Origin of the sequence: Lentibacter sp., from assembly GCF_965657785.1 — a bacterium.
Classification (GTDB): domain Bacteria; phylum Pseudomonadota; class Alphaproteobacteria; order Rhodobacterales; family Rhodobacteraceae; genus Lentibacter.
Genome location: NZ_CBFHPP010000006.1, coordinates 41,190 through 61,498 on the forward strand (window position 1 = coordinate 41,190; position 20,309 = coordinate 61,498).

22 protein-coding genes are annotated in these 20,309 nt (G+C 58.9%); 18 read left to right on the top strand and 4 right to left on the bottom strand.

What is annotated here, in order from left to right; all coding sequences use genetic code 11:
- Positions 1–85: 85 nt before the first annotated feature.
- From ACTF58_RS05440 to ACTF58_RS05460, 5 genes are all read left to right on the top strand, one after another.
- A complete protein-coding gene (locus tag ACTF58_RS05440; protein WP_438990957.1) occupies positions 86–799 on the top strand; it encodes a CoA transferase subunit A in 714 nt (237 codons plus the stop codon).
- Position 800: 1 nt separating this feature from the next.
- A complete protein-coding gene (locus ACTF58_RS05445) occupies positions 801–1,424 on the top strand; it encodes a 3-oxoacid CoA-transferase subunit B (protein ID WP_438990958.1) in 624 nt (207 codons plus the stop codon).
- 119 nt (positions 1,425–1,543) lie between these two features.
- Entirely contained in the window at positions 1,544–2,539 is a 996-nt protein-coding gene (locus ACTF58_RS05450; protein WP_438990959.1) for a lysylphosphatidylglycerol synthase transmembrane domain-containing protein, read from the top strand.
- Positions 2,539–3,846: an FAD-binding protein gene (locus ACTF58_RS05455; RefSeq protein ID WP_438990960.1), complete on the top strand. Its 1,308-nt coding sequence runs from the start codon at positions 2,539–2,541 to the stop codon at positions 3,844–3,846. The genes ACTF58_RS05450 and ACTF58_RS05455 overlap by 1 nt, the downstream gene beginning before the upstream one ends.
- Position 3,847: 1 nt before the next feature.
- Complete coding sequence (locus ACTF58_RS05460) at positions 3,848–4,597, top strand: SDR family NAD(P)-dependent oxidoreductase (protein WP_438990961.1); 750 nt, start codon at positions 3,848–3,850, stop codon at positions 4,595–4,597.
- Between the two features lie 7 nt (positions 4,598–4,604).
- Here ACTF58_RS05460 and ACTF58_RS05465 read toward each other — a convergent pair whose 3' ends face one another.
- Positions 4,605–5,816 carry a UbiA family prenyltransferase gene (locus tag ACTF58_RS05465; RefSeq protein WP_438990962.1) on the bottom strand — a complete coding sequence of 404 codons (1,212 nt, stop codon included), beginning with the start codon at positions 5,814–5,816 and terminating at the stop codon, positions 4,605–4,607.
- Complete coding sequence (locus ACTF58_RS05470) at positions 5,816–6,661, bottom strand: lytic transglycosylase domain-containing protein (RefSeq protein ID WP_438990963.1); 846 nt, start codon at positions 6,659–6,661, stop codon at positions 5,816–5,818. Before ACTF58_RS05470 ends, ACTF58_RS05465 begins: the two co-directional genes overlap by 1 nt.
- A gap of 370 nt (positions 6,662–7,031) precedes the next feature.
- On the opposite strand from ACTF58_RS05470, the gene ACTF58_RS05475 reads away from it, so the two are divergent.
- From ACTF58_RS05475 to cpaB, 3 genes are all read left to right on the top strand, one after another.
- Positions 7,032–7,220 (top strand): Flp family type IVb pilin, encoded by a 189-nt coding sequence (locus ACTF58_RS05475; RefSeq protein ID WP_438990964.1) that lies wholly within the window; start codon positions 7,032–7,034, stop codon positions 7,218–7,220.
- A 136-nt stretch (positions 7,221–7,356) separates the two neighbouring features.
- A complete protein-coding gene (locus tag ACTF58_RS05480) occupies positions 7,357–7,497 on the top strand; it encodes a hypothetical protein (RefSeq protein WP_438990965.1) in 141 nt (46 codons plus the stop codon).
- Between the two features lie 187 nt (positions 7,498–7,684).
- Entirely contained in the window at positions 7,685–8,533 is an 849-nt protein-coding gene (cpaB, locus tag ACTF58_RS05485) for a Flp pilus assembly protein CpaB (protein WP_438990966.1), read from the top strand.
- 47 nt (positions 8,534–8,580) lie between these two features.
- Here cpaB and ACTF58_RS05490 read toward each other — a convergent pair whose 3' ends face one another.
- Positions 8,581–8,844 carry a hypothetical protein gene (locus ACTF58_RS05490; protein ID WP_438990967.1) on the bottom strand — a complete coding sequence of 88 codons (264 nt, stop codon included), beginning with the start codon at positions 8,842–8,844 and terminating at the stop codon, positions 8,581–8,583.
- Here ACTF58_RS05490 and ACTF58_RS05495 point away from each other — a divergent pair.
- The 10 genes from ACTF58_RS05495 to ACTF58_RS05540 all read left to right on the top strand — a co-directional run bounded on the left by ACTF58_RS05495 (position 8,843) and on the right by ACTF58_RS05540 (position 19,255).
- Positions 8,843–10,189, top strand: coding sequence for a type II and III secretion system protein family protein (locus tag ACTF58_RS05495; RefSeq protein WP_438990968.1), 1,347 nt, complete (start codon positions 8,843–8,845; stop codon positions 10,187–10,189). The genes ACTF58_RS05490 and ACTF58_RS05495 overlap by 2 nt on opposite strands.
- Positions 10,190–10,218: 29 nt before the next feature.
- On the top strand, positions 10,219–10,881 hold the full coding sequence (locus ACTF58_RS05500) for an OmpA family protein (RefSeq protein WP_438990969.1): 663 nt from the start codon (positions 10,219–10,221) through the stop codon (positions 10,879–10,881).
- A 242-nt stretch (positions 10,882–11,123) separates the two neighbouring features.
- Positions 11,124–12,359 carry an AAA family ATPase gene (locus ACTF58_RS05505; protein WP_438990970.1) on the top strand — a complete coding sequence of 412 codons (1,236 nt, stop codon included), beginning with the start codon at positions 11,124–11,126 and terminating at the stop codon, positions 12,357–12,359.
- 12 nt (positions 12,360–12,371) lie between these two features.
- Positions 12,372–13,826: a CpaF family protein gene (locus tag ACTF58_RS05510; RefSeq protein ID WP_438990971.1), complete on the top strand. Its 1,455-nt coding sequence runs from the start codon at positions 12,372–12,374 to the stop codon at positions 13,824–13,826.
- Between the two features lie 5 nt (positions 13,827–13,831).
- Complete coding sequence (locus ACTF58_RS05515; RefSeq protein ID WP_438990972.1) at positions 13,832–14,800, top strand: type II secretion system F family protein; 969 nt, start codon at positions 13,832–13,834, stop codon at positions 14,798–14,800.
- Positions 14,801–14,810: 10 nt separating this feature from the next.
- Positions 14,811–15,776: a type II secretion system F family protein gene (locus ACTF58_RS05520; RefSeq protein ID WP_438990973.1), complete on the top strand. Its 966-nt coding sequence runs from the start codon at positions 14,811–14,813 to the stop codon at positions 15,774–15,776.
- A gap of 7 nt (positions 15,777–15,783) precedes the next feature.
- Positions 15,784–16,356 carry a tetratricopeptide repeat protein gene (locus ACTF58_RS05525; protein ID WP_438990974.1) on the top strand — a complete coding sequence of 191 codons (573 nt, stop codon included), beginning with the start codon at positions 15,784–15,786 and terminating at the stop codon, positions 16,354–16,356.
- Positions 16,357–16,387: 31 nt separating this feature from the next.
- Positions 16,388–17,245, top strand: a complete 858-nt coding sequence (locus ACTF58_RS05530; protein WP_438990975.1) for a tetratricopeptide repeat protein — start codon at positions 16,388–16,390, stop codon at positions 17,243–17,245.
- Positions 17,246–17,250: 5 nt separating this feature from the next.
- A complete protein-coding gene (locus ACTF58_RS05535) occupies positions 17,251–17,748 on the top strand; it encodes a prepilin peptidase (RefSeq protein ID WP_438990976.1) in 498 nt (165 codons plus the stop codon).
- 199 nt (positions 17,749–17,947) lie between these two features.
- Positions 17,948–19,255, top strand: coding sequence for an ATPase (locus ACTF58_RS05540; RefSeq protein ID WP_438990977.1), 1,308 nt, complete (start codon positions 17,948–17,950; stop codon positions 19,253–19,255).
- A 70-nt stretch (positions 19,256–19,325) separates the two neighbouring features.
- Here ACTF58_RS05540 and folD read toward each other — a convergent pair whose 3' ends face one another.
- Positions 19,326–20,216 (bottom strand): bifunctional methylenetetrahydrofolate dehydrogenase/methenyltetrahydrofolate cyclohydrolase FolD, encoded by an 891-nt coding sequence (folD, locus tag ACTF58_RS05545; RefSeq protein WP_438990978.1) that lies wholly within the window; start codon positions 20,214–20,216, stop codon positions 19,326–19,328.
- Positions 20,217–20,309: the final 93 nt, after the last annotated feature.

A 20,309-nucleotide genomic window follows, 5' to 3' on the forward strand; every position in this document is an offset into this window, starting at 1 on the left:
ACCCTAAGTAGAAACCCTGCCATGATTGACACTTCTGCGCCCGCGCGCCAAAACTCGGCCAACTATATTCCTCAGGAGTTATCCCATGAAAAAAGTCTACGGATCAGCCGCCGAAGCGCTGGACGGCCTTCTCTTTGACGGTATGTTCATCGCCTCGGGCGGCTTCGGTCTTTGCGGTCTGCCCGAGCTTTTGCTGCAAGCCATCAAGGACGCAGGCACCAAAGACCTCACCTTCGCCTCAAACAACGCAGGCGTTGATGACTTTGGCATCGGCATTTTGCTTCAGACCAAGCAAGTAAAGAAAATGATCTCCTCCTACGTTGGCGAAAACGCCGAGTTCATGCGCCAGTATCTCTCGGGCGAGCTTGAGCTTGAGTTCAATCCCCAAGGCACATTGGCCGAGCGCCTGCGCTCTGGCGGTTGCGGCATCCCCGGCTTTTATACCAAAACAGGTGTCGGCACAGTGATCGCCGATGGCAAAGAGCACAAAGATTTCCCGACAGGCCCGGGTGGCGAAGACGAGACCTATATCCTCGAAACAGGCCTTTTCGCCGACCTCGCTGTTGTCAAAGCGTGGAAAGCCGACGCCACAGGCAACCTCGTCTTCCGCAAAACCGCGCGCAACTTCAACCCGCCTGCCGCCATGTCAGGCAAAATCTGCGTCGTCGAAGTCGAGGAAATCGTGCCGACAGGCTCGCTTGACCCAGATCACATTCACCTGCCCGGCATCTACGTGCACCGCATCATTCAAGGCGATCACGAGAAACGCATCGAGCAACGCACAGTACGGAGCGCATAATATGTGGGATCGCAATCAAATGGCGGCACGCGCCGCACTCGAGCTGCAAGACGGCTGGTATGTAAACCTCGGCATCGGCATCCCGACGCTGGTGAGCAACTACATTCCCGAGGGCGTTGAAGTGACGCTCCAGTCCGAAAACGGAATGCTCGGCATGGGCCCTTTCCCGATCGAAGGCGAGGAAGACCCAGACCTGATCAACGCCGGCAAACAGACCATCACAGAGCTGCCCCAGACCGCCTATTTTGACAGCGCCCAGAGCTTTGGCATGATCCGCGGCGGCAAAATTGCCATGGCGATCCTCGGCGCGATGGAAGTCGCCGAGAACGGCGATCTGGCAAACTGGATGATCCCTGGCAAGCTCGTCAAAGGCATGGGCGGCGCGATGGACCTCGTCGCTGGCGTGGGCCGTGTGGTTGTGGTCATGGACCACACCAACAAACATGGCGAGAGCAAAGTCCTCAAGGAATGCACCCTGCCGCTCACCGGCAAGGCTGTTGTGGACCGCATCATCTCCAATCTCGGTGTGCTTGATGTCGTCGAAGGCGGCCTCAAAATCGTCGAGCTGGCCGATGGCGTCTCCGAAGAAGAAATGCGCGCCGCAACACAGGCGACACTGGTCTAAACCGATCAGCAGAACGATAAAAAGCGGGCCTCCTTTGAGGTCCGCTTTTTTCTTCGGCAGCCCTAGCGACAAATCCACAAAATTGCCCTATTTTGCCCCTAACCCTTCGGGCAATGACAATGAGCCGTGACTTTCCAGTAGCGCCCAAGAGCACGGGCTTTCACCGCTGGCGCGACTATGCGCTTCTGGGCGGGCTGTTTCTACTCGTTCTGGCAGGCCTTGCCTCGCTTGCCGCCGCAACAGGCTGGGACGACACCCTGACACAGCTGCGCAAGCTCTCGTTTCTTGAGGTCGTCATTCTGCTGGCGCTGTCGCTCGTCAATTACCTCTTTCGCGCCCTGCGGTGGCATTACTTCACCCGCTGCCTCGGCATTGGCACGCATCTGGCGCAAAACATCCGTCATTTCCTCGGCGGCTTCGCCATGTCGGTCACGCCGGGCCGCGTGGGCGAGCTGATCCGCATACGCTGGATCAAGCGCGAAACAGGCTGGAGCTTTGAGCGCACAGCCCCCCTCGTGCTCGTGGATCGCGCCTCCGATTTGGCCGCAATGTCGCTGCTCCTCCTCGCTGGCCTGCTTCTGTCTGGCGCAATGATCCGCCTCGCCCTTCCTGTCACGCTGCTTGCTTTCGCAGGCGCCGTGCTCGTCACCCGCCCCGCGCTCCTCTCGGTCAGCGCGGGCTTCTTCTACCACAGCACAGGCCTCTTCCCCCGCCTCATGGCGCGTCTACGCCGCGCCGCACGCGCGCTCAGGGCCTTTTCCAGCGTCGATATCCTAACACTGGCAACCCTCTTGGGCCTCATAGGCTGGCTCGCCGAGGGCTACGCCTTCTGGCTTCTGCTCTCATGGATGGACGCAGAGATATCCTTCTGGCTCGCAGTGCTGATCTTTGTCTTCTCCACGCTCGCAGGCGGCCTCACAGGCGCGCCAGGCGGGGTCGGCGGAGCCGAGGCCGCGATGGTCGGCCTCCTGCTCCTGCAAAACATCCCGCTTGAAATCGCCCTCCCCGCCACAGCCGTGATCCGCCTGACCACCCTCTGGTTTGCCATTCTCATCGGCCTTGGCGTCTTTCCCTACGCCGAGGCAAAATCCAACGCCAAAACAGGAGCCGCCTGATGCTCTGGAACACCCAAACCTACACAGGCTGGGGCCGTGTGCTCTCTGCCGAGGGCGATCTTGCCCGCCCCGAGCGTGCCCCTGCCTTGGCCGCGCTGTCAGCACACCCCGCCATTGGCGCGCGCCGCTCCTACGGCGACGCTTGCCTGAACTCGGAAGGCCCCGCCGTCGATATGACACGGCTGGATCGCATCCTCCGCTTTGACGCCGCCACTGGCGTCGTTGAGGCCGAAGCTGGGGTCCCTGTGGGCGAGCTGGCCCGCCTCTTTGCGCCCCTCGGCTGGATGCCAACCGTCCTGCCCGGCACTGGCTTTGCCACGGTCGGCGGCTGTATCGCAATGGATGTGCACGGCAAAAACCACCATGCCGACGGCAGCTTTGGCTGCCATGTTATCGCACTCAAGCTCATGGTCGCAGGCAAGCCCAAGACCATAAGCCCCAAGCGCAACGCCAAGCTCTTCAAGGCCACAATCGGCGGTCTCGGCCAAACAGGCATGATCGCCTCCGCAACGCTCCAAATGACGCGCTGCGAAGGCGTCGGCATGGAAGTCACAGAGCAGCGCGCCGAGAGCTGGGATGAACACATCGCGCTCCTCTCCGCCTCAAAGGCCCGCTATGCTGTCGGCTGGCTCGATTGCACCGCCAAGGGCAAAAACCTTGGCCGCGGCATTGTCGAAGAGGCCCGCTCAACGGGCGTGCGCCCGCAAAGCGCGCCCAAAGGCGCGGCCAAATCCGTGCCGTTCAACTTCCCGCGCTTCACGCTATCCAAAGCCATGGTTTCAGGCTTTAACAAAGCCTACTACCTGCGCATTCGCGATGGCGGCCAAACCCGCATCAAGCCGCTGGAAGACTTCTTCTTCCCCCTCGACAAAATCCACAACTGGAACCGCCTCTACGGCAAAAGCGGCTTTCATCAGTTCCAATGTGTGCTGCCCGACGAGAGGCTCCCCGAGCTGCGCGCCATGGTCGAGATGATCGCGACAAGCGGCCTCGCCTCGCCCCTCGCCGTGCTCAAACGTCTTGGCGCTGACACGGCGGGTCTGATGTCTTTCCCGATGCAGGGCTACACCCTCGCGGTTGATTTTCGCGACAGCGATGAAGCGCGCAAGCTGATCAAACGGCTCAACGGCGCCACCCTCGCCGCAGGCGGGCGGATCTATTTCGCCAAAGACAGCCTCACCACAGAAGCCGAGGCCAAGGCTATGTATCCGGACTGGGCCACATGGGCCGATGAGGTGAATAAGGCCGACCCCGAGCATCAATTTGCAACCGACCTGACCCGCCGCCTTGGCCTGAGGAGCGCATGACATGACCGAGCCACGCAAAGACACATGGATCATCCTTGGCGCAAGCTCCTCCATAGCGCGCGCCTTCATCCGCCGCCTCGCCGCGCAGGGCCACGCCCTGATCCTGACGGGCCGCGACACAGACGATCTGGCGCGCCTTGCCGCCGATTGTTCCGCGCGCGGCGCACGCTCGGTGACGCGCGTCCCGATTGATGCGCGCAACGCGGCGACATTCGCACCCGTCCTCAATCACGCCAGCGCTCAGGAAGGTCAGCTCTCTTGCGCGGTCTTTCTCGGCTCCATGCCCGACCAAAGCGAGATTGACGCCGACCCCTCCCTGATTGAAGGCGTCATTGCCGACAGTTTCACAGGTGCGGCCACGTTTTTACAAGGCCTCGCCCCCCTCATGGAGGCGCGCGGCGGCGGAACAATCGTCGGTGTTGGCTCTGTCGCAGGCGACCGTGGCCGCCTTGGAAACTATGTCTACGGCGCGGCCAAGGCGGGCTTTGCCACCTATCTGTCTGGCCTGCGCAACCGCTTGGGCCGCTCAGGCGTTCATGTGATGACAGTGAAGCCCGGCCCTGTGGACACCGCCATGACATGGGGCCTTGGCAAACAGCCCTTCATGACAACGCCCGAGGCCGTGGCAGACGATATTCTCAAAGGCCTCGCGAAAAAGCGCAATGTGCTCTACACCGCAGGCATCTGGCGGTTCGTCATGTTCGCGATCCGCGCAATCCCCGAACCGATCTTCAAGAAAATGTCGATCTGATCGCGGCTCAGAAGCCGAACCACTCGGCCCACAGCCCCGCCGCATAAAACATCAGCGACAGCGTGATCAGGATCAACCCGATCCCGCGCTTGTCACTCAGCGCAAAGACAATCGGGTCATAATCCTGCTTGCCATAATACCCAAGCCGCACCATCCGGAAGAGCCAAGCCGCCAACGGCAGAATGGCCAGCCACAGAAACCAGCGGTCAGGGTAAAGCGCCATCGCCTGCGCGCTTTGGGAATACACAAAGAAAATCACCAACGCAGCAATCATACTCACCACCGCAAAGTTGAGAAGCTTGCCCCGATCAGCCCGCCCATAGCCACGCCCGGGCAGTCGCTCATCCGCTTTGGCAAGCGTCAGCTCCGTGAGCCGCTTGACCGCGCCGAGCGTCAGAAAAACAGGGAAGATGAAAAACAGCAGCGCCGCCGAAACAGCCACACCCGCCGCCGCCGCCCCCGCCACAACGCGCAGCGAATAAAGCGACGCCAAAAGGAAAATATCCACCCAACGCATCCGCTTCAGGCGTAACGAATAGGCAGTCGACACAAAGACATATAAAAGCGTTATCGCCAGAAAGCTCAGCCCGAGGTAAGCCCCAACGCCAAGTGCCACGCTCAAAAGAACGAGCGCCGCCAACATTCCCACGCCCAAGGGCACAGCCCCGCTGGCAAAGGGGCGCTTGCATTTCTCGGGGTGCAGGCGATCCGCCTCAAGATCGACAAGATCATTGACCACATAAATAGAAGAGGCGGCGGTCGAAAACGCGACCATACCGAGCAACGCGAGCATCAACGAGGCGCTGTCAAAGCGGTGCGCCGCCAGAAGCGGCACAAGCAACAGAATATTCTTTACCCATTGATGCGGCCTGATCGCCTTGAGCAGCGCACGCGCGTGCCAGATCTGCGCACGCGTCTCGCCCTTGGCCCCGCTCAGCTCCAGCCCGTGCGCTTCGGCCAAAGCCTGCGCAACCTCGGGGTGCCCCGCCGTCGAGAGCGCCACGCGCCCCCCAGAAGCCTTCAAAGCGACAATCTCGGCCATCACATCTTCATTCAGCGGCAACAAATCCGCGCGCAGGCCCACGCCCTCGGGGCTTTGCCCGCTCCCAAGGCCCGCAAAAGCCGCCCATGGGTTGCGCCTCAGCGCGCCCCAGAAATATTCCAGCCGCAGGCTCGTGCGCAAAAGCCCACCCTCAAGGGCAAAAACCTTCAAACGCATCAATCCGCCTGCGCCATCGTGAAGTTAAACACGCACCCGTCACTCGCCAGCTCTGGCGGCGTCAGGCACAGCCCCATCGCTGTCTTGAAGGCGGCCAGAACCTTAGGCACATAATCCCGCGTCTCAGCATAATCAGGCACGCCACCCGCGCGCTTCACGGCGTTTTCGCCCGCGTTATAACTCGCCAAGACAAGAATAGGGTCGCGGTCAAACTGCTTCATCAAGATGTCGAGATACGCCACACCGCCCCTGATATTCTCCGCCGGTTGAAGCGCATCTACCACACCAAAGCGCTCTGCCGTAACAGGCATCAGCTGCATCAAGCCCTGTGCGCCCGCACCGCTCACAGCATCCACCCGTCCGCCGCTCTCAATCGCAATCACCGCAAGCACAAGGGCGGGCGACACTTCGGTGCCGATTGTTGCTTTCAAAATATCCACGCCCCGCGCCTCAACAATCGCGCGCAGCGTTTCAAGCCTCGGTGTCGCAACTGTTTTGCCACTAGGCCCATGGCTGACACTCACAAGCGCAGGCGCGAGCCGCCCAGGCCCGCTGGTCTCCATGCTGGGCGAAATCTTGTCCCAAAACCAAGCATAAGTGCCTGATGTTTGCGTCGGGGGTGCAGCACGCGCCGCTATTGGCTCCGCTGGCTTGGCCTCAGGCGTCGTCACAAGGCTGCTACTCTTACCACGCTGACGCTCAAGATCGGCGGCTTCGATCTGAATATTAATCTTGTTCTTCGCGCCAGCCTTCGGCGGCTTTACCTTTTTGAAGGTAAACTCCCGAAATTGCGCTGGCGCATCTGCCAGCACAGGAGGCGCACTCACAAGCGCCAGAAGACTCATTACATATAGGGCCCGCATTTTTGCGTTCTGCTCTGCCTGTTACTCCCTCAAACTATCGCAGACTCTTTCAATTTGGGCCAGACACAGAGGTATTTTCACATCAAATTTGCGCTAAAATTGCCCAGTCGGCCAAAGAAACCCATCTTTATTCGCAAAAATTAACATTTTTTATTGTTTTTTATCATAGGCTTAGGTCGATACCAGCGTATTTCATCCAAATGCGCTGAAATTGCTTAAATCGTGCCCAATTCCTGCCGTTTTCCACTGGCTATATCTGCCCATACCGAGACGGTGGTGCGCCGAAGAGAGATCGACCATCAAATGACCGCAAGGTAACGCAAACCTAAATGATCCTTTGGAGGGACATACGATGATGAAATTTTTCAAAAACTTCCACAAAGACGAAGACGGCGCCGTAACGGTTGACTGGGTTGTTCTCACAGCCGCTGTCGTTGGCCTCGCAGTTGCCGCTTACTCGTCGATCCAGACGGGCGCATCAGACCTGACATCGCGCACAAACACATACATGGACAGCCAAAACCCAGGTCGCTTCCGCTAAGTTTACATAAAGTGTTGCGCCGCCCTTCGGTGGGGAGGGGCGGCCCCCGCTTATTGTAAACCCCCGTTTTTCTGCTCCGGAGGCATATCCCTTGCTGTCAAAAATCAAACAGTTTTTCAAACGCCAGGATGGCGCTGTGACGGTCGACTGGGTGGTTCTGACGGCGGCCGTTGTCGGGCTTCTTGCGGCAGGATACGGTATGATGCGCCAAGGCACAGAAGATCTGGCAACTGGCACATCCGATTATATGAGCAGTCAGGATGTCGGCGAGTTTTAGCGTTTGCTTCCCCCAAACCAACATACCGCCCGCTGGACCCTCCGGCGGTTTTGTCGTTTCAAAAGCGGCCCTTAAATTTCACGATATCACCCCGCATCAAACATCTTCCCGCCACATTCACAGGCTAGTCATGTGCCAAGGCGGGGCGTTTCGAAGCCGCACCGCACCAAAACTTGAGGAATAGATTATGCGAGCCGTTTTCGGATTGGTACTCATTGCAGGCATCGCCCTCGCGGGCTTTGCTGTGTATATGGCGAAAGGTTACATAGACAGCACACGCAACGCTCTGGCCGCTGCAGAAGCCAACAGCGGTATGATCGATAGTGTCGAGATTTTTGTGTCCAAGACGTCCGTCAAATATGGCGATAACCTCACAGCAGAAGATGTGCGCTTGGTGCACTGGCCGCGCAGTTCGGTCCCTGACGGGGCCTATACTGTCCCGACAGATCTCTTCCCCCAAGGGTTTGACAAGCCGCGGGCCGTCCTGCGCTCGATCGAGCCTGGCGAAGCCATTCTGAAAGTCAAACTCACAGAAGCTGGCGAGCAAGCCGGCCTCACCTCCTTGCTCAAACCGGGCCAGCGCGCCTTTACCATCGAGGTTGATGTGTCCTCTGGTGTCTCTGGCTTCTTGCGCCCGGGTCATTCGGTCGATGTCTACTGGACAGGTCGGGTCCAAAACAGCCAGCGCAGCGCCGAAGTCACCAAACTGATCCAGTCGAGCCTGCCGCTGATCGCGATTGACCAATCCGCCAACGAAGAGGTCGAAAGCTCAGGCATCGCCCGCACCGTGACAGTCGCCGTCTCCGCCCAGCAGGTCGCCTCGCTGGCGCAGGCCCAGTCCACAGGACGCCTGTCGCTGTCTCTCGTCGGGTCGGGAGATGCACGGACAGATGAGGTGATCGAAGTCGACCAAAATGCCCTTCTGGGCCTCACCGAAGTCGAAGCCCCCCTCGCTGTGGAGGAAGAAAAAGTCTGCACCATCCGGACACGACGTGGCGCAGAAGTGGTCGAAATCGAGATCCCCTGCACCAATTGAAGCGGCCCAAACACCACTCCAGCCTGAGGCTCCGCTCCTGCGGGGCCTCAGCTTTGTTGCCAAGCCAAACTGCGGGGCTGTTGCAGCAGATCAACATAAACAAACCCGTTAAACGCATTGATTCTTGCAAAAAAAACCAAACTGACGCATGGTCGCGCCAATAAAGGGCAAAAAGCCCATAAGGTAATGTGATCAGAGAGGCAGGTCACAATGATATTGAGCAGATTTTTCAAACCGACGATTGCAAGCATTGCACTCGCACTGGCAGCGCCGCTGGCCTTGCCACTGGCAACCGCTCCCAGCATCAGCATGGCCGAGTCCCTGCGTGTTGTGAAACGTGGCACATCAAGCACCCTTGAAGTGCCGATGAACCGTGCCGTGGTGGTCGAGAGCGACCAGCCTTTCGCAGAGCTGAGTATCGCAAACCCCGCCATTGCAGATATTTCGTCGCTGTCAGACCGCACAATCTATGTGTTGGGCAAGGCCCCCGGCCTGACAACCCTGACCATCCTCGATGCCAATGGCCGGCTCATCACAAATGTTGATGTGCGCGTTGCCTCCGACATCTCCGAATTCAAAGAGCGCCTGCGCCAAATTCTGCCGGGCGAGAAAATCGAAGTGCGCACCGCCAATGACGGCATTGTGCTTTCCGGCACAGTCTCCTCAGCAGCCCGCCTCCAGCGCGCGCTTGATCTGGCCGAGCGCTACGCCCCCGAGCGGGTCTCAAACCTGATGGTTGTGGGAGGCATTCAGCAAGTGATGCTCAAAGTGCGCTTTGCCGAAATGCAGCGCACTGTGTCCAAGTCCCTCAGCTCGTCGCTCTCGCTGAACGGCAACGCAGCCGGAGGCAACCTTGGCATCAACGGCGGCACCAACACCACAAACAACTCTGGCGCCATTGCCACGGCTCTTGGCGGCGCTGTGCCCAGCCTCAATGAAAACAACGGCGCGATGCTGTTTGGCTTCAATGCCGGCTCTGTGCAGGTCGGCGTCCTGCTCGAAGCCCTCGAAACAAAAGGCGTCGTGCGCACCTTGGCCGAGCCAAACCTGACGGCGCTTTCAGGTCAGGAGGCCAAGTTCCTTGCGGGCGGCGAATATCCGATCCCTGTCGCCCAAGACGGTGGCTCGGTGTCGGTCGAATACAAGCCCTTCGGTGTCGAGCTCAACTTCATCCCCCGCGTGGTGGATGGCGATCTGATCAACCTCGAGCTGGAGGCCGCGGTCTCCTCGATTGACCCGAACAACGGCGCAACCTTCAACAACTTCACGGTTGATGCCTTCAAGCGCCGCGAAACCAAAACAACAGTCGAGCTGCGCGACGGCGAAAGCTTTGCAATCGCGGGCCTTCTGCAAGATGATTTCCGCGACAGCGCAGGCCAAGTGCCTTGGCTCGGCGATTTGCCCGTCCTCGGCGCGCTCTTTCGCAGCGCCGATTACAACCGCCAGCAATCCGAGCTTGTAATCATTATCACAGCCCACCTCGTCACACCGACACGCGGCGAAGCCCTCTCCCTTCCCACCGATCGTGTTCGCCCGCCCTCTGAAAAAGACCTGTTCCTGCATGGCCGCATCGCCAATACGGGCGCGCAAGGCGGGGTTGTCGGAGAGGTTGCAAAGCAAGACTTCAACGGCTCTTATGGTTATGTGATGGAGTAAGGGACATGGTGGCGCTTATGAAAACCCCAATGACGCGAAACGCACTTGCCGCCCTTGCGGCCTGCACAGCGCTCATGGCCTGCGCGTCAAACGACCCGACCATGATGCGCTTTGAAAGCGAAGCAGGCGTTCTTCTGGGCGGCCAAGACTTTGGCAATGCCACCATGAACAACACCCAGCTCATGTCTGGCGAAAAGTCTTATGCCATTGATCTGGCAAACAGATTTGCCGCCGAAGTCATTACGACTGTGCATTTTGCCTTCAATTCGTCACAGCTTGATGCGGGCGCCCAAGACGCCCTGCGCGAGCAGGCCAATTGGATCCGTCAGTTCCCCGAAATCACCTTCCGTGTCTTTGGTCACGCTGACGCCCCAGGCTCAAACGGCTATAACAAAGCTCTCGGCTTGCGCCGTGCCAAGGCTGTGGTCGGCTTCCTTGCCACCCAAGGCATCAGCAGCGACCGTCTTGAAGCAGTCTCCTCATTGGGCGAGACACAACCCCTTGTGGCCACAGAAGGCCGCGAACGCCGCAACCGCCGCGCCGTCACAGAAGTCTCAGGCTTTGTGCGCGGCCACCAATCGGTCCTTGACGGGAAATACGCCCAGATCATCTATCGTGACTATGTGGCAGGTGCGGGGGCCGAAACAGTCCTCTCAGGCATCACAGGTGGCGATCTCTCGACCTCCCAATAACAGATTGGCGGAGCACCCCTGCTCCGCCCTTTCCACGCTCTGCCCCTTGAGGCGCAAGCGTCAGATTTCCCAAATAAAAGCCCCAATAATCGCAGAAATGCAGGGATTTAGCCCCATTTCTGCCCCAGTCTAAAGCGATATTTTCTCAAAAGCAGTGGTGTGTCTTGTCCAAAGCAAGCCACCGAGTCGCAGGGTATCGGCGCAAAAAGCCCGCCTGTGCACTCAATACGAGGAATGAGCAAATGACGCATTCAGACGCACAATCGCAAGAGCTTCCCCCGCTCAAGGCCGTTACAGTCAGCCGTGATGTGCAGAATTTTGATCTCCTGATCGAAGATATGGAAAGCGCATTGGGAGAGGCTTGGGGCGACATCGGCTTTAAAGAAGCGCGACATTTCTTTGAGCAGCCAGAAGCCGAAGCCCTCAACTTTGTGGCGCTCGCGCTGGATGCTGAGGATGAAGACAAAACCATCTTCCTCAGTGAAATCATCAAATCAGCCAAATCCAAAGGCTTCAAGGTGATCGTAATCGCCGAAGACGTCACGCCAGCCGCGCTTCACCAGCTTCTGCGCGACGGAGCCGACGAATTTGTGCCCTACCCTCTGCCCGAAGGCGAGCTTCACGCCGCCATCGAACGCCTCAACGCGCCCGCGCCCGAAGCCGTGGCCGCCGCCGCGCCTGTGGGCACGGCGCCCGGCAAAAAAGAGGGCGTTATCATAGCAACCCACGGCCTCGCAGGCGGCACAGGCGCCACAACTCTTGCGGTCAACCTCGCCTTCGAATTGGCCACGGTCGATAAGAAAAAGCCGCCCAAAGTCTGCCTGATTGATCTGGACCTCCAGTTCGGATCGGTCGCAACCTATCTTGACTTGCCCCGCCTTGAGCCAGTGTTTGAGCTTTGGACCGATACAGAAAGCATGGATGACGGGATGCTCAAGGATGCGCTCGTGATTTTTGAAGAGCGCCTCAGCGTCTTTACAGCCCCCGCCGACATGATCCCGCTTGATCTCATCACTTCCGAAGATGTGACCCGTGTGCTCGATATGGCAGCGACACATTTTGATTATGTTGTTGTCGATATGCCCAAAACCCTCGTGCAATGGTCCGAGGCGGTTCTGCGCAAGGCAGCAGTCTATTTCGCAACGCTCGAGCTTGATATGCGCTCGGCCCAAAATACCCTGCGCCTTGTGCGCGCCCTTCAGGCCGAAGACCTGCCCGCCGACAAGCTGCGCTATGTGCTCAATCGCGGGCCAAAATTTACCGATCTCAATGGTAAATCCCGCATCAAACGCATGGCTGAAAGCCTCGGTATCAAGATCGAGCTGGTGCTCTCTGACGGCGGCAAGCCCGTCACCCAAGGCGCCGATCACGGCCAACCCCTTGCCAGCACGGCGGCAAAAAACCCGCTGCGCAAAGAAATCGCCAAACTGGCGAGCGATCTTCATGCGCTCGGCCAGTCCGAAGTCAAAGCTGCATAAAGGGGCGCACAGATGTTTTCACGCTATAAAAAAGACGGCCCCGCAGCCAAGCCCGCCAAGAGCGCAAGCGTAACGCCGCTGCCGCCAAAGGCGGTTGCCACAGACGCGCTCGCGCCCCAAGCCAAGCCAAGCCTGCGCCGTCCCACTTCGGGCACACCCGCACAGGCTGGCCCCGCTGACAAAGAAGCCAAACGCCGCGAGCGGATTGGCGAGCTAAAGCTCGAACTACACCGCGAGTTGCTCGACAGCCTCAATCTCGCCGCGCTTGACACAGCCTCCGAGGGAGACCTGCGGGCCGAGATCAACGCGATCACCGATGAAGTTCTCTCTGGCAAAAACGTTGTGCTCAACCGCGATGACCGCGCCACGCTCAACAAAGAGCTGTTTGACGAGGTCCGTGGCCTCGGCCCGCTCGAAACCCTTCTTCAAGACGAAACCGTCAACGATATTCTGGTCAACGGCCCAAAACAGATTTTTGTCGAGCGTTCGGGCAAACTCATGCTCACGGATGTGACCTTCAAAGACGAAAAACACCTGATGCGGATTATCGACAAGATCGTGTCCGCCGTGGGCCGCCGCGTTGATGAAAGCAACCCCTATGTCGATGCGCGCCTGCAAGACGGCTCGCGTTTTAACGCAATGGTGCCCCCCATTGCGGTAGATGGCTCGCTCGTCTCCATTCGTAAGTTCAAAAAAGACAAACTCGGGATCGACGAGCTGGTCAACTTCGGGGCCTTCTCCGAGGAGATGGCCGCCTATCTCCAGGCCGCCGTCTCCACCCGCCTCAACGTGATCGTCTCGGGCGGGACAGGCTCGGGCAAGACAACCACGCTCAATGCCCTGTCGAGTTTTATCGCCGATGACGAACGCATCCTGACAATCGAAGACACCGCCGAACTTCAGCTGCAACAGACCCATGTCCGCCGCATGGAAAGCCGCCCCCCCAACGTCGAAGGCAAAGGCGAGGTTTCCCCGCGCGACTGCCTCAAAAACGCCCTTCGGATGCGCCCTGACCGCATCATTGTGGGCGAAACGCGTGGTGAAGAAGTGATCGATATGCTCCAAGCCATGAATACAGGCCACGATGGCTCCATGACAACGATCCACGCCAACAACCCGCGTGACGGGATTTCGCGTCTGGAAAATATGGTCGCCATGGCCGGCATAGAAATGCCGCTCAAGGCCGTGCGCAGCCAGATTTCCTCGGCGGTCAACCTGATCGTGCAGGCCTCCCGCCTGCAAGACGGCTCCCGCCGCATGACCTCGATCACCGAGATCACAGGCATGGAAGGCGATGTAATTTCGATGCAGGAAATCTTCCGCTTCCAGCGTGTCGGCCTCACACCCGACAACAAAATCATCGGTCACTTCACCGCCACAGGCGTGCGCAGCCACTTCTCCGAGCGCTTCCGCCTCTGGGGCTATGATCTGCCCGCCACCCTCTTTGAACCTGTCGCAGCGGAGTAAGCCCCATGGCCATCAGCGCAGAACCCCTGATTTACGGTCTGATCTTTATCGGCGTGCTCGTGCTCGTCGAAGGCATCTACCTGACGCTCTTTGGCCACTCGATTTCGCTCAACAGCCGCGTCAACCGCCGCCTCGAGATGATCCAGAAAGGCAACAAACGCGCCGATGTGATGGACAAGCTCCGCAAGGAGATGAACCAGCACAAAGCCTCAATGGGCATTCCGCTCTATTCCCTTCTCGCCGTCAAAGCGCAAAAGGCCGCGCTCGCCTTTACCCCGATCCAGCTGATCATGCTGATAGGCCTCGTCTCGCTTGTCGCCTTCTTCGGCCTCACTCTGGCAACCGAAACTTCGGTCGCCATCCGCGCCGTTGTCGCGCCCCTGATGGGGATCGGCGGGATATATTTCTGGGTCAATTCCAAAGCCAACAAACGTATCGCAATGATCGAGGAGCAGCTCCCCGATGCGGTCGAGCTGATGGTGCGCAGCCTGCGGGTCGGCCATCCGTTTTCCTCGGCGGTGCAAATCGTCTCCAAAGAGATCAAAGACCCCCTCGCCTCCGAATTCGGCATCATTGCCGATGAAAGCGCCTATGGCCGCGATGTCGGCGACGCCCTCAAGGATATGGCCGAGCGGATCGGCCTTCAGGATTTGCGCTTCCTCGCGGTCGCAGTCACGATCCAGCAGCAATCAGGCGGCAATCTGGCCGAAATTCTCGCAGGCCTTGCGCAGGTGATCCGCGCCCGCTTCCGTCTCTTTCGCCGCGTCAAAGCGATCACCGCCGAGGCCCAATGGTCGGGCAAGTTCCTCTCGTCCTTCCCGATTGTCGCGCTGATCGTGATCAACGTCTCAAAGCCTGACTATTACGACGAGGTCATGGATCATCCCTACTTCATTCCGGCCTGTATTTTCGTGGCCGCCTTCCTCACGATCAATCTCATTGTCATGCGCGTGCTGACAAACATCAAGGTTTAGGAGCCAGATCATGGAGCAACTCACCGCGACGCTCACAGGCGCTCTTGGCCCGTTTGGCCCCCTCATAGCCGTCGGGCTACTGGGGGTTATCCTCGTTCTGGTCGCCATTTCGATGATTATGGCCGAGAAGATGGACCCGCTCGAGCGCCTCAAGCGCGACACGCGCCTGCCCTCAAACGCCCGCGAAGTGAAAGAAAAGCTGCGCACCGCACAGCACAACGAAAAGCTAGATCGCTACGCCACCTTCCTTGAGCCACAAGACGAAACCGAGCTGGCCGGCATGAAGCTCAAACTCATGCAAGCGGGCTATCGCGGCAAAGACTCGGTGCGCTACTTCCACTTCGCGCAGTTTGCAGGCGGGATCGGCCTCTTGGTGCTTGGCGTGGCCTATTTTGTGAGCTTCGTGCAAAACGACCAGACCACCATGCAACAAACGATCATGTATATCCTCGGGCCGGGTGCACTTGGCTATATGTTTCCCAAATACTGGGTGACAAAGCGGATGCAAACCCGTCAGGAAGCCATCACAAACGGCTTCCCCGATGCGCTCGACATGATGCTTGTCTGTGTCGAGGCGGGCCAATCCATAGAACAATCGATCATTCGTGTCGGCAAGGAAGTGCGCCCCTCTTGCGCCGAGTTGGCCGACGAATTTGATATCGTCGCCAACGAGATGAAAGCTGGTAAAGACAAATCCACAGTGCTCAATGATATGTCCGAGCGCTGCGGCTCTCAGGATATTTCAAGCTTTGTCACCGTGATGAACCAGTCCCAAGCTTTCGGCACGCCCATGTCAGATGCTTTGCGCGTCTATTCCGCCGAAATGCGCGATAAACGCGTCATGCGCGCCGAAGAAGCCGCGAACAAGTTGCCAACCAAGATGACACTTGCCACAATGATGCTGACAGTGCCGCCGCTCCTGATCATTCTGGTCGGACCATCAGTTCACGGCATCACACAGCTTGGCAATATGTAGGGCATCAATGACATACCGCGGGTTCGCACGCTTACTGGCTCCCCCCCTTTTCTTGGCGCTGGCCGCCTGTTCTTCGGGCGGCCTTGGCCCGTCCAAAGACAGCCCCTATGCCCCCGGTCGCAAGGCCGGCGCTGAGGCCGTAGACGGGCTGCTCGTCGGTCACCGCCTGATGGAAGCCGGCGAACACGAACTGGCCCTGCGCGCATTTACCCGCGCCGCAGCCGCCGAAGGCCTGACCGTTGATGTGCTGAGCGCGCTTGGCTCTGCCAATATAGGCCTCGGGCGGCTCGGACAGGCCGAAAAGCTCTTGCGCCGCGCCATTGAACAAGATGACGCCGTCCCCGAAGCTTGGAACAATCTTGGCGTTGTCCTGATGGAGCGTGACCAATTTGCCGAAGCTGCGCAAATATTTCAGCGCGCCTATGCACTCGATGATGGCAAAAGTGACTCAATTCGCGATAATCTACGCTTAGCGCTCGCAAAAACGCAAATTTCCGACTATGCTGGCGCTGACGAAGAGCAAAAATATAAATTGGTGCGGCGCGGAAGCAGCGACTTCCTGATCAGATCGATACCATAACGAGGCCAAGGCAGTAAAAGGACGCAGACAGATGCGCCATTACAAGTTTATTCCCCTGTTTTTTCTGGGCATAGCCGCTCTTTCTGGCTGTCAAAAGACAGGCGAACAAGAGGTGAACCGCGCATTTCAGGATGTGAATGTCGTGGATGAAAGCAACCTGAGTGACATCATGCTCACGGTCGCAGACCCCAATGAAGCGGTCAATTATTTCAAGCGCACCGCCGCCGAAAACCCCGACCGCGCCGACCTTCACCGTGGCCTAGGTCAGTCCCTGATCCGCGCCAAACGCCCGACAGAGGCCGTTCCCGTCTATCAACGCCTGCTCAAGCTTGACGGCGCGACAGATGAAGACCGCGTGGATTACGCCGACGCGCTCCTGCGCGCAGGCGACTGGCCCAAAGCCGAAGCCACGCTCAATGACGTCCCCCCGACCTATGAAACCTTCAAGCGCTACCGCCTTGAAGCCATGATCGCGGACAGCAACAAAGAGTGGAGCAAAGCCGACAGCTTCTATGAAACAGCCGTTGGCCTCACAACCCGCCCCGCGGGCGTCCTGAACAACTGGGGCTACTCCAAGCTCACCCGTGGTGACTTCAAAGACGCCGAGCGCCTCTTTGCCGATGCGATCCGTCAGGACAACACCTTGTTTACAGCCAAAAACAACATGGTTCTGGCCCGAGGCGCGCAGCGCGATTACAACCTACCGGTCATCCCCATGTCTCAGGTCGAACGCGCCCAGCTCTTGCACACGCTTGGCCTCTCGGCCATCAAACAAGGCGATGTCCAGACAGGCAAAGGCCTCCTCCAAGAAGCCATCAACACCCACCCGCAGCATTTTGAAGCCGCCGTGCGCTCCCTGCGGGCGCTGGACAGCACCGTCAGCAACTGACGCGGATGATGGAGCAAACATCCTTCGCCGCATGGCTGTTTCTGCCCTTCGTTCTGCCCATATGTATCTGGGTCGCATGGAGCGATCTGCGCGCCATGAAAATCCCCAACAAAGCCGTGATCGCCCTCACGCTGGTCTTTGTTCTGCTCGGCCTCTTTGTGATGCCATGGCCTGACTACCTCTGGCGTCTGGCGCAGCTTCTTGTTGTGCTGCTCGTCGGGGTCGTGCTCAACGCCACAGGCGCTATGGGCGCGGGCGATGCCAAGTTCGCCGCCGCCGCCGCGCCCTTCATTGCACTGGGTGATCTGCGCGTGCTCATGGCGCTCTATGCCGCCAATCTCCTCGCCGCCTTTGTCACCCACCGCCTCGCCAAACACAGCAGGCTGCGCAGCCTTGCCCCCGACTGGAAAAGCTGGAGCGTCGGCTCCGACTTCCCCATGGGCCTCAGCCTCGGCGGCACGCTCGCGCTCTATATCGCCATGGGCACATACTTCGGAAGCTGAACCCAGCCCCCGACAATCAGCCCCAAACACCGCCCGCCTGTGCGTTCTGCATCACAACCTCTTCATTTTTTATGCACATTATGAGGCCATAATGGCCTTTGCGCGGTTTTCGTTTGGGGCTTGGGCCAAGGGCCGCTAAACTCTGGCTCAAGAGGCTGGCGCAGACTGGCCCGTGTTAACGAGTAGACTGAGGCGTCATATGAATTTGCAAGCTACAGCCGTCATGGCTCCCCCGCCCCCCAAAACGCTGGAGGATATGCAGCTCCCCCGCGTGATGATGCGCGACATTGCTCTCAAGACAATGTTTCGCAAAAACATCAACGAGGTGAGCGAGCTGGCCCGCGCCATCTGCCTGCCCCGCCAAGTCACCCAAGAGCTGATCGACATGGCCCGCGAGCAAAAGCTCGTCGAGGCCACAGGCACGCTCAACGCCAGCGCAGGCGGCGAAATGGGCTACCAGCTCACCGAGGCTGGCAAATCGCGCACCCTTGATGCGCTGTCGCAGTCCGAATACTTCGGCGCCATGCCCGTTCCCCTCGCCGTTTATCGCGAACAGATCAAGCGCCAGTCCATCCGCAACATTCAAGTCACCCGCGAACAGCTGACCAGCGCCATGGGCCACCTGATCTTGCCAAACACACTTCTCGACCATCTCGGCCCCGCCGTTTCCGCAGGCCGCTCGATCCTGATGTATGGCCCCCCCGGCAACGGTAAATCCTCGATTTCAAACGGCATCCGCGACGCCATGGGCGACAAGGTCTATGTCCCCCGCGCCATCGAATACGCAGGTCAGGTCATCACAGTCTATGACCCGATCGTGCACGCCGCCGTCGACGAAGAAGTCGATGATCCCACATCCCTGCGCCGCCGCGTGACCTTTGACACCCGCTATGTCAAATGCGACCGCCCCACAGTGATCACAGGCGGCGAGCTCTCCCTTGATATGCTTGATCTCGTCTACAACCCGACCGCGCGCACATATCAAGCGCCGCTTCAGCTCAAATCCACAGGCGGGATCTTTATTGTCGACGACTTGGGCCGCCAGAAAGAGCCGCCCCAATCCCTGATCAACCGCTGGATCGTGCCGCTCGAAGAGAGCAAAGACATCCTCGCGCTGCAATCGGGCGAGAAATTCGAGGTGCCTTTCGATACCCTTGTGATCTTCTCAACCAACTTTCACCCCAACAAGATTTTTGACCAAGCCGCCCTGCGCCGCATCTTCTTCAAAATCAAGATCGACGGCCCCGATCAGGAGAACTTCCTCAAGATTTTCGCCATGGTCGCCCGCGCCAAGAAGATGGAACTCGACGAGGCCGCCTTGGTGCATCTGCTCAAGGTCAAATACCCCACGATCGACAACATCTATGCCAATTACCAGCCCGGCTTCCTGATCGACCAGATGCGCGCCATCTGCGACTTTGAGGGCATCCCCTACAAAATGTCGCCGAGCCTGATTGATCGGGCATGGGCCAATATGTTCGTCAAAGACGAAGACATCGTCAGTTAGGGGTTAACAGCCATAAAAAAGGCGCGCCAGCCTTCGCCAGCGCGCCCTAAAGCCTTGAAATGTCAGGGCCTTAAGCCGTCAGCCCCTCAGGCTCTGCAAGCCCGTTGGCGCGGCAACAGGCTGTCACAGTATTGGCCAGCAAGCAGGCAATCGTCATCGGCCCAACCCCGCCCGGCACAGGCGTAATCGCCCCCGCCCGCGCCGCACAGCTGTCAAAATCCACATCGCCGACAAGCTTGTTTTTGCCGTCCCGCTCAATCCGGTTGATGCCCACATCAATCACAGTGGCACCCTCTTTGATCCACTCCCCCGGAACCATCTCAGGCCGCCCGACAGCCGCCACAACGATATCCGCACGGCGCACCACATCGGCCAGATCCTTCGTGCGCGAATGCGCAATCGTCACAGTGCAGCTGTCGCCCAGCAAGAGCTGCGCCATAGGCTTGCCCACAATATTTGAACGCCCGATCACAACAGCATCCATCCCGCTCAAAGAGCCGTGGTGGTCGCGCAGCATCATAAGGCAGCCAAGCGGCGTGCAAGGCACCATGCTTTTCTGCCCCGTGCCCAGCAGGCCAACGTTCGAAATGTGAAACCCGTCCACATCCTTAGCAGGGTCAATCGAATTGATCACAAGGTCTTCGTTCAAATGCTTAGGCAGTGGCAGCTGCACCAGAATACCATGGATTTCAGGGTCGTTGTTGAGCTGGTCAATCAGCGCCAGAAGCTCCGCCTCGGGCGTCTCCACATCCAGCTTGTGCTCAACAGATTTCATCCCGACCTCGACGGTCATCTTGCCCTTGGAGCGCACATAAACCTGGCTCGCAGGGTCTTCCCCCACAAGCACAACAGCCAGCCCCGGCGTAATCCCGTGCTCTGCCTTGAGGCGGCTCACATGGCCCGCGACTTTCTCGCGCACTGTGCCCGCAAAGGCCTTCCCGTCAATAATCGTCGCGCTCATGCTACCCTCTTTTTCTTTCTAAAAATATCCCCGCCCATTGCCGACAGTCGGCTTTCGCCGACGATAGGGCAGGCAGGAGCCGCAACGCGGCGA